Here is an 18,245-nt window from a genome sequence, read left to right as displayed (position 1 = left end):
CGAGATGGTCGCGGCACCGCCTCCGATCCGCATCGAGGATCCGTCGGACCCGCGCATCTCCGCTTTCCTGTCGATCAAGGAACGGGATCTCACTGGCCGGCAGGGCCGCTTCATTGCCGAAGGCACGGTCGTCCTGCGGATGCTGGCGGCCGCGCACCGCTCCGGGCGCGGCATCATCGCCGAGGCAATCCTGCTGCTCGAAAACCGGTTTGACGGCGTCGCAGAGCTGCTTGCACAATTCCCCGCCGATGTGCCGGTCTACGTGGCCGATGCCCGGGTCTTCGACGCGATCGCCGGCTTCAACATGCATCGCGGTGTTCTGGCGCTCGGCCGATCCGATGCGATGCCCGGCCGTGACGCCCTCATCGCCGCCCTTCCTACCGCAAGCCTCGTGCTTGCCGCCTGCGGCATATCGAACCATGACAATATGGGATCGCTGTTCCGCAATGCCGCCGCCTTCGGCGTCGACGCAGTGCTGATGGATGCATCGAGCTGCGATCCGCTGTACCGCAAGTCGATTCGGGTGTCCGTCGGATCGGCGCTGACGCTCCCCTTCGCGCGCGAGGGGACGGCCGCGGACCTGATCGAAAGGCTTCAGGCCGCCGGGTTCGCGATATGGGGCCTTTCGCCGCGCGGCGAGACGGACGTCACAAAAATTCCGCCGTCGCCGCGCACGGCATTGCTGGTCGGGACGGAAGGCGAGGGGCTGCCGGCGGTGATCCTTTCCGCGGTCCGCACCGCGCGTATCCGCCAGCGTCCGGGCCTCGACAGCCTGAACGTCGCCATGGCCGCGGGCATCGCGCTGCATCAGGTCGCCAGCGCCAACGGTCGAATCTGAGGGGAAGCCCGAGCCGCCTTCATTCAGGCGGCAGCATTTCCTTGGCCCGCGTCGCCAGGCTCTTGCCGGCTCCCGGCTGCCCCGCCTCCTCTCGGCCGAGAAGGCCGTGGATCGGCGAGGACGAGCCTTCCCGCGCAGCCGTGAGCGCCACCATGCCGGCGGCGATCTGCGCCATCTCCTCGCGCAGCGCCTCGTCATGGGTCGCAGACTTCGAATTGGCGAGGCGTTCCGATAGCGCCGTCGCGCGGTTGCGCAGGTCGTCGGAGAGGACGGTGGGATCCACACTATGCTGCGCGTCATGCGCCCCCTCGATCGGTACCCCTTGCGCGGCAGGGTGCTGTTCCACGCGCTTCGGCGGCTTGGCGCCGGCCAGGCGCAGCGCTTTCGTCGCATCGCGGATTTCCTGGTTTGCCGCCTTCACCCGCGTTTTCAGCCGCTCGATTTCTTCCGCTCGCCGCTCGAGCGCGCTTTCGCGGTCGGCATTGGCGGCCGCTTCTCGGGCGAGCTTGGTTTCGAGCTGGCGTACGCGGTTTTCTTCGCGGCCGAGGCGCAGCTCCATTTCGCGAGCCCGGGCGTTTTCGCCCTTGAGACTGGCGCGTAAGGCTTCGCGCTCGTCGCTCAGGCTGGCGGCCCGGCTCCTCAGATGCTCGATCTGCGTTTCGCGCGCCGCGAGGTCGATGCGCAGGTTGTCGAGTTCGGTCGCCTGCCTGTCGAGCTGGCCGTTCAAGGCGCGGATTATCTCGTTCTTGGCGCCGGTGTCGCGCTGCAGGTTGTCGAATGTCGCCCGCATGTCGGCGATCCGCAGCTCGAGCTGGCGGATGGTCGACCGCATGTCGGCGGCCTCGACGTTCATGTCTGCAAGTTGCGTGTGGAGGTCGGTATTTTCGCCAGCCAATCGCTGTGCCTCGGTGAGCGCCCTTTCCTTCTCCAGCATCAAGGCCACGCCCTTGTCGCGCTCGCGGCGGAGCGTCTGCGACATCTTCGCGTTCTCGACGGCGAAGGTGGCGCGCGCGGCGTCCCTCTGGGCGCGAACTTCCTGTGGGCTGAGCGGCATCGTCGCTTTCAAACGGTCCTCGGCGAAGCGGACGATGCGCTTTTGGATGGCCGGCGCGACCAGCAGGCCGATAATGGCCGCCGTCAGGAAGCCCAGGGCAAAGAGGAGCGCATATTCAATCACGTGCTGGCCGTTTCAAGTCTGGACCGATGCATCCATGGCGGTTGGGCAGTTTCCTTCCGTCTTCTGCAGTAAACACGACGGCCCGAAAGCTGCAACAATTACTGCAGGATTGCACGCCCGCTACGCGCTCCAGAGAACTTACATGCGGCCTTTTGGTATCAGAACGGGTTCCAGGTCGGCTGCTGTGTCAGCTTCAGATAGCCGACATTGAGGCCGAGCCTTGCGCCGATTCCGGTGCGGATCGGCACGACGACGACGTGTTCGTCGGTCAGCACCGTCATGCCGACGCCGGCGACGACGTAGGCCGAGCCGGAAACGCCGCCGAAGCGCTTGTAGAGCGCCGGGACGCTCGACAGGTTGTAGACGAGCATCATCGCCCGGCTGCCCTGCCCGCCCCAGTCGAGCCCGAGGGAGGGGCCCTGCCAAAACACACTATGCTGGCCGACATTCTTGGTGTGGAGCTCGCCCTCGCCATAGGTGAGGCCGGCGATGAAGGCGCCGGACCCTTCCTGGCCGAGGATATAGCCGTTCGGCAGGCCGTAGCGCTCGAAGGCGCGCTCGACGACCTTGGCAAGCCCGCCGGAGGTCTCGCCGAAGAAGCCGTGGCCAGCGTCGACGATCTCCTGCATCGTGTACTGGCTGCTATTTGGAGATTGGGCGAGCGCGGCGGACATCAGGGCGCTGCTGAACAGCAGGATTGTCGTCAGAATGGCGCGGACGGCCATTGCGGTTGCCTTCATGATCGGCTGCATCGTTTCCTCCGTCAGGCGCGAATGCGGCTCGCGGGCCGGCCGTCATGACCAGCTCATGCATCGGTTGCGCGGGCCAGCGCGGGTCTCGAACGCGTGCACCTGATCCGCTTTCCGTAGTTCCACTCGAAATCCGGGGGTGCCCTGACAATTTGAACCGATCCTCTTAATAATCGGTTTACCAAATGTGATGTCATTATGGCCTATTGATCGGCGCGGGCCGCGTGGCTATGCCGGGCCCGGGCGAAGACCTCGCCGGGCGTGGCGGGGAACGCAAGGCGTCGATATGCTGATGGAACCGAACGGGAAGAATGATGGCAAAGAATCCGAACCTGACGTTGACGGGACCCGATCTGGCGGCGCTGCTCTGCAGCCGGGTGTGTCACGACATCATCTCGCCGGTCGGCGCCATCAATAATGGTCTCGAACTCCTGGACGAGGGCGGCGCCGACGCCGATGCGATGGACCTGATCCGTACCAGCGCGCTCAATGCCTCGGTGCGGCTGAAGTTCGCGCGGCTTGCCTTCGGCGCCTCCGGCTCGGTCGGAGCCTCGATCGACACCGGCGAAGCGGAAAAGGCCGCCAAGGACTTCGCCGCTGCGGAAAAGAAGACCGAGGTGACTTGGAACGGCCCGCGGGCGATCATCGCCAAGAACCGCGTCAAGCTGCTGCTGAACCTCTTCCTGATTGCCTATGGTGCAATCCCGCGCGGCGGCTCGATCGACATCACCCTGGAAAACCCGGAGTTCGATGCGGTATTTACCCTTGTCGCAAAGGGGCGAATGATGCGCGTTCCGCCGCGGCTGACCGAAATCCTTTCCGGCACCCCCGAGGAAGCCGTGGACGCGCACTCGATCCAGCCCTATTATACGGTCCTGCTCGCCGAGGAAGCCGGCATGCTGATCGATGTTACGTCGACCGGCGAGGAGATCGTCTTCACCGCTCGCACTGAGGCCTGAACCACTCCGCCCGCCGATCACGCCCGTGACATGAAAAGAGGCCTCCATCGTCCGCGACGGAGGCCTTTCTCTTTTCTCGGGTGCCGAAGTCCCGCTGCTCTCAACTCCGGCGAGGGTTTCACAGGTCTCGGCGGATTATTGCTTTGCGAGAAATGAAAATCGGCCGTCAACCGTGGCGGTAACGGTTTCTTTGCCAAATCTCTCTAGTTTTGCTTCATGGACGCCTTTTGGCGTCCGATGAGGCCTGAAGGAGTTGGACATGCGGCGCTTGATGATTGCCGATGGCTCGGATGTGGTGAGGAAGGTCGGGAAGCGCATACTGTCGGGCATGGGTTTCCTGGTGTCCGAAGCGCCGAGCAGCCTCGAGGCGCTCGTCCGCTGCGAGGCCGAACTGCCGAACATCCTGATCGTCGACTCCGGGCTCGAGGGCGCCCTCGACCTCATCGCCAATATCCGCCGGCTGCCCGAGGGCGCGTCGGTGCGCATCTATTATTGCGTCGTCGAAGCGGATCTCAGGAAGATGATGGCCGGCAAGCGGGCCGGGGCGGACGATTTCCTGCTGAAGCCCTTCGACCGGAAGATTCTGACGAGCGTCTTTGCCAGTCAATCCATGGCCGCCTGACGCATTCGCATAGCGCAGATCCGAGCGTCGCAGCCGCGGTATGTACCGCGGCTTTTTGCATTCGCGGAAAATGAAATGGGCGAAGGCGGTTTTTCGAACAGGACCAAATCCTGTCTCACAACGCAAAAACCCGCCGTGCGGCGGGTTTGCGGGGGAATAGGTCTGTGTTCGGCGGTGACACCCGCCCCGGAAATCAGGCGGTTTCCAGGTAATCGTTGCCGTCGGGCTCGCGCAGCACATAGCCGCGGCCCCAGACCGTCTCGATATAATTGGCGCCGCCAGCGGCATTGGCGAGCTTCTTGCGCAGCTTGCAGATGAAGACGTCGATGATCTTCAGTTCCGGCTCGTCCATGCCGCCATAGAGGTGGTTCAGGAACATTTCCTTGGTGAGCGTCGTGCCCTTGCGCAGCGACAGGAGCTCGAGCATCTGGTATTCCTTGCCGGTCAGATGCACGCGCTGGCCGCCGACTTCCACCGTCTTGGCGTCGAGGTTGACGATCAGCTCGCCGGTGGCGATGATCGACTGGGCGTGGCCCTTGGAGCGGCGAACGATCGCATGGATGCGGGCGACCAGCTCGTCCTTGTGGAAGGGCTTGGTCATGTAGTCGTCGGCGCCGAAGCCGAGGCCCCGGACCTTATCCTCAATGCCGGCCATGCCGGAGAGAATGAGGATTGGGGTTTTGACCTTCGACAGGCGCAGCGTTCTCAACACCTCGTAGCCCGACATGTCCGGCAGGTTGAGGTCGAGGAGAATGATGTCGTAGTCGTAAAGCTTGCCGAGATCGACGCCCTCTTCCCCGAGATCGGTGGTGTAGACGTTGAAACTCTCGGACTTGAGCATGAGCTCAATGCTTTGCGCCGTCGCGCTGTCGTCTTCTATCAGTAGAACCCGCATAGTCTTCCCCTTTTCCGCCGCCCAAGGTCGTCGTGGCCCCCTTACGCGATACGGATCCAGTCGTTGCCTGATTTGGAGGCTGCCACCAAATGGTTAACAAATTCTGATTCACTCTGGCAAGATGTATCGAAAATGTTAAATATTTTTAGCAGTCTCCTGATTTCAAAGGTGAATCTGAAACGGCACTCTTCATCCGAAAGATGAGGAAATGCCGCTATCTGACTCTTTCGACTCGTAAATGCCGCAGGCGCCACATTTCGTACCTCAGCATTTACGGAGCCTTAAATCATCGTACCTATGATTAATGATGCCCGTAAACGAAAGGTTACCAGCGGTAGGTATTTGTTAAGACCGCAGTCGTTTTTTGTTTCCGGCCCGCGCGGGCCGGTATTCGGGCGCAGGAATTGGTAACCGGGGTCTCGCTATCCACGGGAGTATTGCGTATGAAAGCACGTGAGAGCCTTACCCGCCTGAAGGAATTTCAGGTGCGGGAGAAGCAGCGTCAGTTGACCCAGCTTCAGATGATGATGTCCGAGTTCGAGCGGATGACCAAGGAACTCGAAAGCCAGATCGTCTTCGAGGAAAAGAAGTCGGGAATCTCCGATCCGTCGCATTTTGCCTATCCGACCTTCGCCAAGGCGGCGCGCCAGCGTGCCGACAATCTCCAGGTGTCGATCCGTGAGCTGAAGGTGCAGCAGGACGCGGCCGAACTGGCGCTTGCCGAGGTTCAGGCCGAGTATGCCAAGGCCGCAGCCCTTGAGGAGCGGGATTCGTCGGCCCGGCTTCGCGCCTGAGAAGAGGCGGCCGCTCGGCGTGAGCCTCGACCGCACCGACGGAGGGCCTGCTTTGGGAAACACAAAGGCCCGCTTCCCTTTCGGGAGGCGGGCAATCGTCTTACCAAAGATGCCGGCGGCTATGCCTGGACGGCGTCCTGCCAATCCGGATGACGCATGACCTGTGCGCGCATGAACGGGCAGAGCGGAATGATCTTCCAGCCGCCCCGGCGCGCTTCCTCGACCGCGTGTCTTGCAAGCGCCTGTCCCACGCCCTTGCCGCGCAATTCGTCCGGCACGAAGGTGTGATCGATGATCACGAGCTGCGGCGACGATCTGGAATAGGTCATTTCGCCGGTGTGTCCTTCGACCGTCGCCGCATAGCGGCCCTTGGTATCCGTCTTCTCCTCAGTGATCTCCATATAGGCTTCCTTTGCCTTGGCCGCTCTTCGAGCCGATGCTAAGCGATAATCCCGCAAGATACAGCTGACTTTCGACTGCGGCGGCGCATCTTAGAAACGGAACCGGCGGCTGCGGGAGGTCCCGAGCCGCCGGTTCGATGTATGGCCCTGTCGCGGATGGATCAGTGGCGATATTGCTGGATGCGGGTGGTGCGCAGGCCGGCGAGACCGTGGTCGTTAATAGAGGACTGCCAGGAGAGGAATTCCTCGACGGTGAGGGTGTAACGCTCGCAGGCCTCTTCGAGGCTCAAAAGGCCGCCACGCACGGCAGCGACGACCTCGGCCTTCCGGCGGATTACCCAGCGCCGGGTGTTGGCCGGCGGCAGATCCGCAATCGTCAGAGGACTGCCATCGGGGCCGATGACATATTTCACGCGTGGACGCATCATTTCGGTCATGGGACTCTCTACACAAACTCAAGACCATATGGAGGCGACCTTAGCTTGCCACATTTAACATTTGCCTAAGTGGCCGGTAACAATTTGCTCATAATTTGAGACACCTCGGAGCCACTGAGAGCCGCGGAGAACGTCAGGCAGGCGTGCGGCCTCGGTCGGCAGCCTGCACGGCCCGCACGCCTGCGCTCTTGCCCCGCGAAGCACAAGTTTCTATATGTCGCGGCACAGAAAGCCGAAGCAAGGCCGCCGGCACAATCGTGATCAGCGCGCCGCCTCTAGGTGCGGCGCGTCATTGGACGCGCAAAGGCCGCTGTAGCACTTTGAATTGCTGCATGTTTATCCTTAAGCCGACTATGATTTAAGGAAGCATGCGATAGGTAAAACAGGACGTCTGCAGGAACAGGCGGCGTCCGGATGCCGGATTGGATCCCGTGAACAGTCTCGATTTTGACCGCAAGCCCGAAGATACGCGCGTCGTCGTCGCCATGTCCGGCGGCGTCGATTCTTCCGTCGTGGCCGGGCTGCTCAAACGCGAGGGCTACGACGTTCTCGGCATCACGCTGCAGCTCTACGACCACGGTGCGGCGGTGCATCGGGCCGGCTCCTGCTGCGCCGGCCAGGACATCGACGATGCGCGACGCGTCTGCGAGACGCTCGGCATCCCGCATTACGTCCTCGATTACGAGGCCCGTTTCCGCGAGACGGTGATCAATCCCTTCGCCGAAAGCTACATTGCCGGCGAAACGCCGATCCCCTGCGTTGCCTGCAACCAGACCGTCAAATTCGCCGATCTCCTGACGACCGCCAAGGAGCTCGGCGCCGACGCGCTTGCGACCGGCCATTACATCCGTTCGCGGCCGAGCCCGAAGCCGCGCTATGCCGGGCAGCGCGCCCTTTATCGGCCGACCGACGCGGAGCGCGACCAGAGCTATTTCCTCTTCGCGACGACCCAGGAGCAGATCGACTATCTGCGCTTTCCGCTCGGCAGCCTCTCCAAGCCCGAGACGCGCGCGCTCGCCGAGGAGATGGGCCTCGTCGTTGCCAAGAAGGCGGACAGCCAGGACATCTGTTTCGTGCCGCAGGGCAAGTACAGCGACATCGTCTCTAAGCTGAAGCCGAATGCGGCGCTCGCCGGCGAGATCGTCCATCTCGACGGGCGCGTGCTCGGCACGCATGAAGGCATCCTGCACTACACGATCGGCCAGCGGCGCGGCATCGGGGTGGCGACCGGCGAGCCGCTCTATGTCGTCTATCTCGACGCCCGCTCGCGCCGCGTCATCGTCGGCCCGAAGGAGGCGCTCGAGACGCGCCGCATTTATCTGCGCGACGTCAACTGGCTCGGCGACGAGGAAATCGACGAGGCGGCAGTCCGCGGATTCGCATGCTTCGCCAAGGTCCGCTCTACCCGCCAGCCAGCGCCGGCCGTCTTGAGGCGCAATGCCGACGGCATCTATGTCGAGCTTGTCGACGGCGAGGCGGGCGTGGCGCCCGGCCAGGCCTGCGCGCTCTATTCCGGGACCGGCGAGAACGCCCGCGTCTATGGCGGCGGATTCATCCGCAAGTCCGAACGCGAGCCGACTGCCGAGGCGGCCCTCCAGGCGCTCCTGCGTGAGCCTGCGGCGGCCTGAACGGCCCCGGTCCGGCGCATCGGCAAAAGTTCACACTTTACCGAAGACATTGCTTGACACTAGCCGGAACAGCACCTTATAAGCCGCCCGTCCAGCCGAGACGGGCTTCTCCAAGAAGCTTCCACGGCACCGGCGGCGGAGTAGCTCAGTAGGTTAGAGCAGAGGAATCATAATCCTTGTGTCGGGGGTTCGAATCCCTCCTCCGCTACCATTCAGTTCCTTGTACGACCCGGAGACATAGGTAGCAGAACTTACCTAAGACATGGGTGACAATCTCGTTGTAGCTCGCGGCGAATTTCCGGAGTTTTGACGCCGGAGCCGGAGAATGGAAATTCCGCTTTCGTGACAAAAATGGTCTAGGCGGCTATCGCGGCTGCCCGCCTGACTTCTACGTCGATCTCTGCAGCGCGATCACCCGCGAACTCGGCGTCAAGGCCGAGATTAACCCTCTCGGACGGTGCGCGCGTTTACAAGGTGAAGCTCGGCATGTCGATATCGAAGTGGCCAATCTAGCCCATGCGCTCAGCCGTGCCGAACAGATCCAGTTCAGCCATCCCACTATCTCGCCAAGGAAATGCTGATCATGAAGGCCGATGACCAGGGTCAGAAGAAGGCCGAGCGATGGGTCAGGCATCGGGTTCGTGGCAAACTGCTTCGATGTTGTGCCCGTCCGGACCGATGACGAAAGCTGCATAGTAGTTCGCGTGGTAGTGCGGCCGCAGGCCGGACGCACCATTGTCTTTGCCGCCCGCAGCCAGAGCCGCGCGATAGAAGGCTTCGACTTGCTGGCGATTCTCGGCGGTGAACGCCAAGTGAAGGTGCGCCGGCTTTTCCTTGGTTTGGTACAGGCACAATGAAGCCTTACCCTTTGGGCTAAGCTCGACACCGTAGGTCGGCGGCCCCTCCGAGACAACAGCTACGCCGAGCGGTTCGAGTGCCTTGAGGAAGAACGCCTTGCTCGCTGCATAGTCGCTGACTCCGAACTTGACATGGTCAAACATGAGTTCTCCTGAAGTGCCCGTGGCTGTCTCACCGATACGTCGCGCGTCATATCAGACGCGCAAAGGTCGCTGTGGCGCTTTTGAATTGCTGCATGTCTTTGTCCTTAAATCGAGGTCGATTTAAGGACAGGCAGTAGTCCTTGCCAAAGCGACCGGCGCCCTATTGGTTACCGATTGGCGTCGAGAGTAAACGTACCTGACCTGGATCGGGCGGCCCTTTTACCGAGTGCCGTTGATTTCCAGATAGAGTTCTTCATAGAAGCGAACAGCTCAGAGCTCGAGGAGGCGCCCCCCGTGCCGCATACTCCCTGCCTTCAGCCCAGGCGCGCTGATCGCACGCCAATGCCAGTTGAGTCGGAGGCTTCACGGGATCGAGATTGAGGCGATCCAATGCAAGCGCACGTCTCGAGAGTTCCCTTGATCCGTCCTATACGAGAAAGTCAGCCAAACACGAACAGATGGCGAGAGCCTCTCTTAAATCCCTGACCCGTCGAGCTCTTTGTCGTCGTCGCCTTCCCAGGGTGAGGGCATCGAGGTGCGATTGAGATTGGCCGAGGGCATCGGCATCCAGCACTTCAATTCCGGCTCGGAATATTCGACGATGCGGCCGGGCGAGGAATCAGAGGCGCGCCAGCCTTCTGCACCGAACTGATCGCCCTTCGACCAATACACGAGGTCAACTTCTGCCGCCCCCTGTTCGGACGGGCGAATCGTCACAAGGATCCGAGTGCCGTTTTTTGGCGCGCTTGCCATTTGACGCCAGCCGTCTGGCTCGGCCATCGTTTTTCCTCCCGCCTTGCTGCAGGTTGCAAGTGTCGCCTCGTCATCCAAAACGGTCAACTCAAACGTTGCGCATCCCATCGCCTATCGAGCGACTGTCCCATCGCTCCTCGGGCGGCATTTCGTAGTGCTCCGCCGTGCTCGCCACATCAATTGCCACAGCAGCAATCCGGTCGATGTGCGCGTGGGAATGGGGGCGGCGTTAGGAGGACGATCTCTGCCGACATTCTAGCTGCGTACCAATGATGTGCTGCGTACGCAGCCGTGGTGTGTTCATGATCTGTGCTTCGAAGATCGGCCATAGATCCGCGTCTTTCGAGATTGGCCATCCGGTTCCAGGGACGGTGGCAAGGTCGATGCTGTCTGAATTCAAGATGACCTCGGCAGGTGGTTGACCTTCGCCGCCAAAATGAAATCGTTCTCGTGCAGTCCCTTGATCTTGTGGGTTTGCAGCGAAACCTCCGCATAGCCCCAGCCGAAACAGAGGTCGGGGTGATGCCCCTCCTCTTCCGCCAGCCGCCCAACTTCATCGACGAAGGTCAGCGCCTGTTTGAAATCGGCGAACTTGAAGCTGCGGCGGATCAGATGCCCGTCGTCCAGCAACTCCCAGCCTGGGATCTGGGAAAGATATCCGGCGGCTTCGTCCCTCGTCAGCGGCGGTATGCCGCCGCGGCAGGGGGTGCAGGACTTTTCAGCGATATTTTCGGTCATGAGTTCCTCCCTTCTGAAGCCGGCTGCCGTCATCGCCCGGTGCAGCGTGATCGCACAAGATCGTTGCGAAGTGAGCCGTCAAGCCTTCCGCAGTGTACCTGAAATTCACAGGGCCGACTTTCACTCCCCCACTCGCCATGAACGTGCCGCTTATAGCTGGACGATACCGTTTTTCTCGCCGTCCCAATATTGAATTCGGTCGGCATGCACCTTGATGAGCACGAGACCGGGTGTGTCGACACCCTGGGCAAACCAGCGCTCCAATCCCTCCACCCAATGCTTCTGAAACTGCGTTCTATCGCGGATGACCGTCGCACGGCCCTCGATGGAAACGAAGATGCCGGGCTTTCCGAGAAGGCCTGGTGGTTCGGTAAACGATAGTGTCACCCGCGGATCGCGACGGACGTCGGCTACCTTGTTGGTATCGTCATGGGAAAAGAACCACGAGTCGCCATCATATTCGACATCGCCATTGTTGCTCATCGGGCGATGGGAAATCGCACCCGTCTCTGCCTTCGTCGCCAACATGCAGAAATCGATATTCCCGATCTTCTTGGCGATATCGGAAAGCGTCATTGTGGTCATGGCGGAGCTCGTCCGAACAAAGGGAAAAATCTCGGGTGAGGCGTCCGGTTGCCGCGACCCACCCTCGGGTGGAAATGTGCCCCGGACGGAAAGGTTCCGCTGGGTAAGCAAGCTCGGCGACCTATGTTGCAGTCTTCTGCTTCAACGACGCGATAAACGCGTGAAGTCCAGCCCGCAGCGGATTGAACAAGGGGTTCTTCTTTCCGTTATCATGACTTCGCCGCGTGAAGCGCATTTCCTTCGGATTTGATACATCGCATTCGCGATCCGAATAGGAGTGATCGCCCTCGCCTCGCCAAATTGCCGCAAGTCAATCGCGGCCTACATTTTTTGCTGCCGGACCACCCACAGGGTGGCTCGGCCCGAAACGGTCGTTGCTGCCATGGCCCGATTGAGGCAGGATGCCGCCGTTGAACAGGCAGCGCGACTGAACGGCGGGCTCATGCTGATCGGCTCATGTCATTGCGGTAAAGCGAGCTGGACCCTGGAGGGTGATCCCCGCTCGATCACAGCGTGTAACTGCACGCTCTGCCGGCGCTATGGGGCGCTGTGGGCCTATGGCTACGAAGGAGAGCGCATCGCCGTCACGGGGGAGACGGCCTCCTACACGCGCGCCGGCCGCGACAGATCATCGCTTGAGATATTGTTTTGCCCCTCCTGCGCCTGTGTCCTGAGTTGGCGCGGCCTGCGGCTTGACGGGGATGGCCGGCGGCGCATGGCCGTGAACCTGCGGCTTGCGCCGCCGGATGCCGTTTTTGACCTGCCGATTGATCATTTCGACGGCCTCGACACGTTTGAGGACCTGCCGTCCAAGGGGCGATGCGTGGGCGATCTCTGGTTCTGACGAGAATGACGCGTGCCGGCCTGGGCCAAAACCGTCACGACCTCAAAAGCCTCCTTGCCGGAGCCTTCGATTGATATTCGAAAGATTTTCCGACTGAGATGTGAGAAAATCGCGGCGACCTATATAGGGAGCCGCGGCGACATGTCGTTTTCTCAATCGAGAATCTGCAAGGGCTGCTGGGAGCAGATGCGTCTGCCCGTGCCTCTGCGCGGACCGGCGTCCATACCCTTCCGCGCCTTCGGGATCCGCCCGAGCCGGATGAATCCGAACACCTGCACCATTTGCGAACTCATGTTCACACGCGTGATGAAGGCCCGCAAGATCACCGTTGACGTGACCGTGCTTTTTGCAGACTTGAGGGGCTATACCACGCTGTCGCAGTCGCTTTCGGCGGATGCGGTCTCGTCCCTGCTGGATGATTTTTACGATGAATGTGCCGAGGCCATCTGGGAATTCGACGGTCTTCTCAACAAGACGGTCGGAGACGCGGTCATGGCAATTTTCAACTTTCCGATCCCCCGCCAGGACCATGCGGAATGTGCCGTTCTGGCTGCACGGGAGATCCAGCGCCGCTGCCAACTGCGTCGCGAACTGCACGCGGGCGAAGGCCTGGATGGAAGCGAATTCGGCGTCGGGATCGGCATCGACTCGGGCAAGGCCAGCTTTGGAGAGTTCGGTCGGTCGCATCGTGACCTGACGGCGATTGGAACGGTTGTGAATACTGCCGCTCGCGCCCAGGCAGCCGCCGAAGCGGGCGGGATTCTCGTAACCCGGGCCGTTCTCGAGCGGGCGCAGAGTCAGACGGCCGACAGCATAGGTCGGGAATATCATCTCAAGGGCTTTGAGAAGCCGGTCGAGCTTTACGCCGTCTGAGGATCGATCGGTCGGGGCGGATGCTGCGAAGGTGCGCAGCGACCGGGGAGGCGAAGAGCATCTTTTGCGCGATTCGACTTCGAAGTTCGCGGCTACCGCATGTTTCCATGACTCGCAGCCGAGTTAGAGCAGGCAGCGAGCAAAGTGCTGCAGCGACCTTTGCGCGTCTGACGCTGTAGATCGCTCCCGAAAACTCGAGCAGCCGGTCGGCCATGAAACGATCCGGTTTCTGAAGCGGGCCGCTTCGAAAAGCGTTCCGTTGATCGGCCTGTGCACCGGCTCCCCCTTCATTCTGGCAGAGGCAGGCTTGATGAAGGAACATCAGACCTGCGTGAGCTGGCTTCACTACCACGAGTTTCGCGAACGATTTCCCGATCATGACGTCCGACCGGATCGGCTGTTCAATCTCGACCGCAAGCGCGGCTCCTGTGCGGGGGAAGCAGTGCCGCCGATCTTGCCGCCGCCCTGGTCAGGCGCCACATCAGCCGGGACGCCGAGCGCAACGCGTTCGAAGGCCTGCAGATCGAAAAGGCCCGGTCGCAGTTCGATATCCAGACGCGGCAGCCGCTGCACGACTACGTCAACGACAACCGCGTCATGGCCACGCTGATCAATATGGAACAGCATCTCGAAGGTGGGATCACCATCGAGCAGCTTGCGGCCTCGGTCGGCCTGTCGCGTCGCCAGCTTGAACGGTTGTTTTCCGAGAAGGCTGGGATGTCTCCCGCGCTTGCATTCCGACGCCTGCGATTGGACCGGGCAAGGCAGATCCTGCTGACGAGCTGGAAACCGATAATCGAGGTCGCGCTTGACGTCGGTTTCGTGAACACCTCGCATTTTACCAGGGAGTTTCGGCGCACCTACGGCCGAACGCCCGCGGAGATCAGAGATTCCGAGCACGCGATCGGCAAGGGGTTGGCGAAAGTAGCCCGCCGAGGTGAGCTCTTTGGGCTGTGTATCACGTCTTCCCTTGCGCCGGATGCCCAGACGCTAGCGTCACGCGGCCTCGAGCCGACTGAACCGAACCGGAATCAGTTTCCGCGCCTTGAGTTGTCCCGTCGCATTCTTGTCGATGACTGTCAGCACCTGTTCTTCGGATCCGAGAGGAAGAACCATACGGCCCATCGGCTTGAGCTGCTCGAGCAAGGCGGGCGGCGCCTCCTCGGCCGCCGCCGTGACCAGGATCTTGTCGAATGGGGAGTGCTCGGGCCAGCCGCGAGAGCCGTCGCCGACCCGAATGCCGATGTTCGACAAGCCGAAGCCCTCAAGGAGAGCCTCGGCATGGTTTGCGAATTCCTCGATGATCTCGACGCTCCAAACTTGCCCGGCGAGTTCGGCGAGGATTGCGGTTTGGTAGCCTAGGCCGGTGCCGATCTCGAGCACCGCCTCATGCGGTTGGGGATCGAGAAGATCGGTCATAAGGGCGACCATGAAGGGCTGCGAGACGGTCTTGTCGAAGCCGATCGGCAAGGGCGTGTCCTGATAGGCAAGAGGCGCCACCGGGGCGGGCACGAAGAGATGCCGGGGCACCCGCAGCATCGCCGCCATCACCCGTTCATCGAGCACCGACTTGCCGAGTTCCTCGCTTGCAAGATCGACATAGATTGCAATCACCTCCACCATGTGCCTGCGCAGAACGGCCAGGTGCTCTTCGTTCATCGGCTTCATGAGGACGGCCTTTCCTCAGCTCGTGGGCACTCGGGTAAGCATCTTAGCATCAAGGGGCACGGAAACACCCGTTGCCGCACTGGTCGCATTTGGCCATCGCTATATCCTCCTGCTCAGTCCGACCAACCTCGCGAGCCGCGATAGGTTCCGTCCTCGTTCCGGGTGAAGGCTCGTGTCCGGTCGTTTGGCAAGCGATCCGCAAACCACCGCCGGTTGACGGACGGCGGCGCTGTGGTCGCAAGACGCCCGGCGAGGGAACGCGTGCGCACACGGAGTTTTGAGTGGACGGGCAAGGACGGTGCCATATAGATGCGTCTGACGAGGCTCGTGATGGAACGCAAACTAGCAGCAATCATTGCAGGCGACATCGTAGGCTACAGCCGGCTGATGTCCGAGGACGAGTCCTCGACCTACGCGGCCCTGCGCGCCACCTTCAGCGAACTGATCATACCGACCGTCGAGAAACATGGCGGTCGCACCTTCAAGACCACCGGTGACGGCTTTCTCGCGACCTTCCCGAGCGTCAACGAGGCGCTCGATGCGGCGATCGAGATCCAAAACGGCTTTGCCGAGCGGCCGTTCCAAATGCGGCTCGGCATCAACCTCGGTGACGTCATAGAAGACAATGGCGACATGTTCGGCGATGGCGTCAACGTCGCTTCCCGACTGGAGGCCATGGCAGCGCCGGCGAGCATATTCGTCAGCGAGGCCGTGGTCCGCAGCGCCGACCGGAGTCGCAGCAAGCTTTTCTACAGTGTCGGGCGAAGGCAGGCCAAGAACATCGCCGAGCCGCTCGCCGTCTACGCCGTTCGGCTCGAGCCGGAAGAGGCGAGCGGCCGGGGCTGGACACGGAGGTTTACGCTCCGCCGGCGTGCCGCTTTGCCTTTTGCGGTGGGGGCTGCGGCGCTCGTCGCCGTCGCCGCTTTCACTCAGGTGCCCGCATTGCGGGCGATCGGTGCGGATGTGACCGGCAGAATTGTGCGTCTGACAGGCGCCGGGCCCGCAGATGCGCGGCCGACCGTTGCGGTGCTGCCTTTCGACAACATGAGTGGCGATACCGACCAGGCCTACTTCGCCGACGGGCTGACCGAGGACATCATCGCCAACCTAGCGCGAAATCCCGACCTTCAGGTCATCGCACGCAACTCGACCTTTGCGCTGCGCGGTCAGGCGGAGGACATCCGCAGGATCGGAGAAAGGCTCGGGGCCGGCTATGTGGTGGAAGGCAGCGCCAGGCGCGCCGGCGACCAGCTTCGCGTGGTGGCACAGTTGATCGACGCGCGCAGCGGCGCCCATCTCTGGTCGCGCACCTACGACCGCCGCGTCGAGGACGTCTTTGCGCTGCAGACCGATCTGACGGCCGAGATCGTCTCGCATCTCGTGTCCTATGTGCGCGAGTCGGAAGTATCGAACGCGGCTGAACGGCCGACCGAAAATCTTCAGGCCTACGATCTCGTGCTGCAGGCGCGGGACCGCTATAAACACGGATCGAGGGATGCCGAGGCGCTGCTTGCGGCGCGTGCGCTGCTTCATCGTGCCCTCGAACTCGATCCCCGCTATGCCACAGCGCGCGCCAATCTCGGCATGACCTATATCGTCGACTTCGCACAGAACCTCAGCGGCAGGGCGACTCGGATCGACGTGGAAACGGGGCTCAGCGAGGCGCGCCAAGCCGTTCGCCTCGACCCCAATCTCGCCGTAGGCTATCAGGCCCTGAGCTTCGGCCTTTCGGTCGCCGGCGACTACGCCAGCGCCATTCAGGCCGCGGAGCGTGCGGTCGAACTCAACCCGAACGACCCGGACAGCCTGATGGCGCTGGCCAAGGCGCAGGTCCGCTTCGGGAGCTATGAGGAGGCGGTCAGCAACGCCGAGCGCGCACGGCGGCTGCATCCGATGGCGCCCGAGTATTACACCTATGTCTACGGCCAGGCTCTCTATGCTGCCGGCCGCATCGACGAGGCCGACCAGGTCTTGCGGGAATGCCTAATCCGCGCGCCGCGCGAGGCGGATTGCCTCCTGATACATACGGCAGTCCTGACCCAGCGCGGAGACGCGCCAGGCGCGCAGCGGGCGATGGCGCAGCTGACGAACGTCAATCCTCAGTTTTCACTCGCCGAAGAGCGCGTCTATCGTCGCTTCGGCGCTTCCCCGCTCATGGATCGTTTCCTGTCGCAGCTTGCGGAAGCCAAAGCGCCAGACGCGACAAGCGGCTTGCCACAGCCTCGCTCCGGACCATTGTTGTAGGCGATCAGCCTGCGCGCCCGCGCTCGGATGCGGCGGCGGGAGCTACACGGCCGCCTATTCGGCCGCCGAGCGACGGGGCAAGACCCAGTCGGAGCGCGGGAAGTGGCAGGTGTAGCCGTTCGGGTAGCGCTCCAGATAGTCCTGGTGCTCCGGCTCCGCCTCCCAGAAGTCCCCCGCCGGTTCGACTTCGGTCACCACCTTTCCCGGCCATCGGCCGGAAGCGTCGACGTCTGCGATGGTGTCCTCGGCAATGCGCTTCTGCTCGTCGTCGGCATAGTAGATCGCCGAGCGGTAGGACATGCCGATGTCGTTGCCCTGCCGGTTTTTCGTGGTCGGATCGTGGATCTGGAAGAAAAACTCCAGAATCCGCCGGTAGCTGATCTTACCCGGATCGAAGATGATCTCGATGCCCTCGGCGTGGGTGCCGTGGTTGCGGTAGGTCGCATTCGGCACATCGCCGCCGGTATAGCCCACGCGGGTCTCGACGACGCCGGGGAGCTTGCGAATGAGGTCCTGCATTCCCCAGAAGCAGCCACCAGCCAATACAGCTTTCTCGGTCATTCAGATGTCCTCCACCTGGTTGAGATAGGCGCCGTAACCCGCGGCCTCCATCTCCTCGCGCGGAATGAAGCGCAGCGCGGCGGAATTGATGCAATAACGTAAGCCGCCGCGATCCTTCGGGCCGTCGGGAAAGACATGGCCGAGGTGACTGTCCCCATGCTTCGAGCGCACCTCGGTGCGGACCATGCCATAGGAATCATCCCTCAGTTCCTCGACATTCTCCTCCACGATCGGCTTGGTGAAGCTCGGCCAGCCGCAGCCGGAATCGAATTTGTCGGACGAGGCGAACAGCGGTTCGCCGGAAACGATGTCGACATAAATCCCCGGCCTTTTGTTGTCATTGTACTCCCCCGTGAAGGGCCTCTCGGTGCCGTTCTGCTGGGTCACACGATACTGCTCGGGTGTGAGATTCCTGACCGCCTCGGCAGTCTTAGCGTAGGTCATTGCCCTGTCTCCGTCATGGATCTGCTGCCTGAAT

General features: G+C 62.0%; 20 protein-coding genes, 1 tRNA gene and 2 pseudogenes. 11 read left to right on the top strand and 12 right to left on the bottom strand.

The annotated features are described in order from the left end of the window. The first annotated feature begins 4 nt into the window (after positions 1-4). Positions 5-838: an RNA methyltransferase gene (locus SS05631_RS14870; RefSeq protein WP_037420000.1), complete on the top strand. Its 834-nt coding sequence runs from the start codon at positions 5-7 to the stop codon at positions 836-838. A 19-nt stretch (positions 839-857) separates the two neighbouring features. Here the strand turns inward: SS05631_RS14870 and SS05631_RS14865 are convergent, their stop codons facing one another. After that, positions 858-2,015: a hypothetical protein gene (locus SS05631_RS14865; RefSeq protein WP_037419992.1), complete on the bottom strand. Its 1,158-nt coding sequence runs from the start codon at positions 2,013-2,015 to the stop codon at positions 858-860. A 158-nt stretch (positions 2,016-2,173) separates the two neighbouring features. Then, positions 2,174-2,767, bottom strand: a complete 594-nt coding sequence (locus SS05631_RS14860) for a DUF1134 domain-containing protein (RefSeq protein WP_050988267.1) — start codon at positions 2,765-2,767, stop codon at positions 2,174-2,176. A gap of 311 nt (positions 2,768-3,078) precedes the next feature. Between SS05631_RS14860 and SS05631_RS14855 the strand changes: the two genes are divergently transcribed. Further along, entirely contained in the window at positions 3,079-3,723 is a 645-nt protein-coding gene (locus SS05631_RS14855; RefSeq protein ID WP_037419989.1) for a histidine phosphotransferase family protein, read from the top strand. A 259-nt stretch (positions 3,724-3,982) separates the two neighbouring features. Then, positions 3,983-4,345, top strand: coding sequence for a response regulator (locus SS05631_RS14850; RefSeq protein WP_037388773.1), 363 nt, complete (start codon positions 3,983-3,985; stop codon positions 4,343-4,345). A 193-nt stretch (positions 4,346-4,538) separates the two neighbouring features. On the opposite strand, the gene ctrA is transcribed toward SS05631_RS14850, so the two are convergent. After that, entirely contained in the window at positions 4,539-5,240 is a 702-nt protein-coding gene (gene ctrA / locus SS05631_RS14845; protein WP_012709262.1) for a cell cycle two-component system response regulator CtrA, read from the bottom strand. Positions 5,241-5,683: 443 nt separating this feature from the next. On the opposite strand from ctrA, the gene SS05631_RS14840 reads away from it, so the two are divergent. Continuing rightward, positions 5,684-6,034 (top strand): hypothetical protein, encoded by a 351-nt coding sequence (locus tag SS05631_RS14840; protein ID WP_037419987.1) that lies wholly within the window; start codon positions 5,684-5,686, stop codon positions 6,032-6,034. A gap of 119 nt (positions 6,035-6,153) precedes the next feature. On the opposite strand, the gene SS05631_RS14835 is transcribed toward SS05631_RS14840, so the two are convergent. Next, positions 6,154-6,435 carry a GNAT family N-acetyltransferase gene (locus tag SS05631_RS14835; protein WP_037419985.1) on the bottom strand — a complete coding sequence of 94 codons (282 nt, stop codon included), beginning with the start codon at positions 6,433-6,435 and terminating at the stop codon, positions 6,154-6,156. 161 nt (positions 6,436-6,596) lie between these two features. Next, entirely contained in the window at positions 6,597-6,872 is a 276-nt protein-coding gene (locus SS05631_RS14830) for a DUF1153 domain-containing protein (protein ID WP_003527546.1), read from the bottom strand. Positions 6,873-7,303: 431 nt separating this feature from the next. Here SS05631_RS14830 and mnmA point away from each other — a divergent pair, with 431 nt between their 5' ends. The 3 genes and pseudogenes from mnmA to SS05631_RS31900 form a co-directional block, all read left to right on the top strand. Further along, entirely contained in the window at positions 7,304-8,500 is a 1,197-nt protein-coding gene (mnmA, locus tag SS05631_RS14825) for a tRNA 2-thiouridine(34) synthase MnmA (RefSeq protein WP_037420153.1), read from the top strand. A gap of 134 nt (positions 8,501-8,634) precedes the next feature. After that, positions 8,635-8,711 (top strand) — tRNA-Met (locus tag SS05631_RS14820). A 175-nt stretch (positions 8,712-8,886) separates the two neighbouring features. Beyond that, positions 8,887-9,119: pseudogene (locus SS05631_RS31900) on the top strand (transporter substrate-binding domain-containing protein); the annotation flags it as partial. Between the two features lie 7 nt (positions 9,120-9,126). On the opposite strand, the gene SS05631_RS14810 reads toward SS05631_RS31900, so the two are convergent. The 4 genes from SS05631_RS14810 to SS05631_RS14790 form a co-directional block, all read right to left on the bottom strand. After that, the gene (locus tag SS05631_RS14810) at positions 9,127-9,501 is read right to left on the bottom strand and encodes a VOC family protein (protein WP_037419983.1); all 375 of its coding nucleotides are present in this window, start codon (positions 9,499-9,501) and stop codon (positions 9,127-9,129) included. A 474-nt stretch (positions 9,502-9,975) separates the two neighbouring features. Next, a complete protein-coding gene (locus SS05631_RS14800; protein ID WP_037419976.1) occupies positions 9,976-10,281 on the bottom strand; it encodes a hypothetical protein in 306 nt (101 codons plus the stop codon). A gap of 369 nt (positions 10,282-10,650) precedes the next feature. Next, entirely contained in the window at positions 10,651-10,992 is a 342-nt protein-coding gene (locus SS05631_RS14795) for a 4a-hydroxytetrahydrobiopterin dehydratase (protein ID WP_037419973.1), read from the bottom strand. 150 nt (positions 10,993-11,142) lie between these two features. Next, entirely contained in the window at positions 11,143-11,577 is a 435-nt protein-coding gene (locus SS05631_RS14790; RefSeq protein WP_037419970.1) for a pyridoxamine 5'-phosphate oxidase family protein, read from the bottom strand. A 442-nt stretch (positions 11,578-12,019) separates the two neighbouring features. On the opposite strand from SS05631_RS14790, the gene SS05631_RS14780 reads away from it, so the two are divergent. The 3 genes and pseudogenes from SS05631_RS14780 to SS05631_RS14770 form a co-directional block, all read left to right on the top strand. Then, complete coding sequence (locus SS05631_RS14780; protein ID WP_037420150.1) at positions 12,020-12,421, top strand: GFA family protein; 402 nt, start codon at positions 12,020-12,022, stop codon at positions 12,419-12,421. 141 nt (positions 12,422-12,562) lie between these two features. Continuing rightward, positions 12,563-13,294 (top strand): adenylate/guanylate cyclase domain-containing protein, encoded by a 732-nt coding sequence (locus tag SS05631_RS14775; protein WP_037420145.1) that lies wholly within the window; start codon positions 12,563-12,565, stop codon positions 13,292-13,294. A gap of 193 nt (positions 13,295-13,487) precedes the next feature. Beyond that, a pseudogene (locus SS05631_RS14770) lies at positions 13,488-14,182 on the top strand (helix-turn-helix domain-containing protein); the annotation flags it as partial. A gap of 108 nt (positions 14,183-14,290) precedes the next feature. On the opposite strand, the gene SS05631_RS14765 reads toward SS05631_RS14770, so the two are convergent. Continuing rightward, the gene (locus tag SS05631_RS14765) at positions 14,291-14,962 is read right to left on the bottom strand and encodes a protein-L-isoaspartate(D-aspartate) O-methyltransferase (protein ID WP_037419965.1); all 672 of its coding nucleotides are present in this window, start codon (positions 14,960-14,962) and stop codon (positions 14,291-14,293) included. A 330-nt stretch (positions 14,963-15,292) separates the two neighbouring features. Here SS05631_RS14765 and SS05631_RS14760 point away from each other — a divergent pair, with 330 nt between their 5' ends. Next, on the top strand, positions 15,293-17,206 hold the full coding sequence (locus tag SS05631_RS14760) for an adenylate/guanylate cyclase domain-containing protein (RefSeq protein ID WP_037420142.1): 1,914 nt from the start codon (positions 15,293-15,295) through the stop codon (positions 17,204-17,206). 54 nt (positions 17,207-17,260) lie between these two features. On the opposite strand, the gene msrA is transcribed toward SS05631_RS14760, so the two are convergent. Both msrA and msrB read right to left on the bottom strand, forming a co-directional pair. Further along, on the bottom strand, positions 17,261-17,767 hold the full coding sequence (msrA, locus tag SS05631_RS14755; protein ID WP_037419963.1) for a peptide-methionine (S)-S-oxide reductase MsrA: 507 nt from the start codon (positions 17,765-17,767) through the stop codon (positions 17,261-17,263). After that, positions 17,768-18,211 carry a peptide-methionine (R)-S-oxide reductase MsrB gene (gene msrB, locus SS05631_RS14750; RefSeq protein WP_037419961.1) on the bottom strand — a complete coding sequence of 148 codons (444 nt, stop codon included), beginning with the start codon at positions 18,209-18,211 and terminating at the stop codon, positions 17,768-17,770. It lies immediately after the preceding gene. Positions 18,212-18,245: the final 34 nt, after the last annotated feature.

Origin of the sequence: Sinorhizobium sp. CCBAU 05631, from assembly GCF_002288505.1 — a bacterium.
GTDB classification, from domain to species: domain Bacteria; phylum Pseudomonadota; class Alphaproteobacteria; order Rhizobiales; family Rhizobiaceae; genus Sinorhizobium; species Sinorhizobium fredii_C.
The sequence above is the reverse complement of the archived record's forward strand: the minus strand, read 5'-3'. Positions and strand labels throughout refer to the sequence as shown.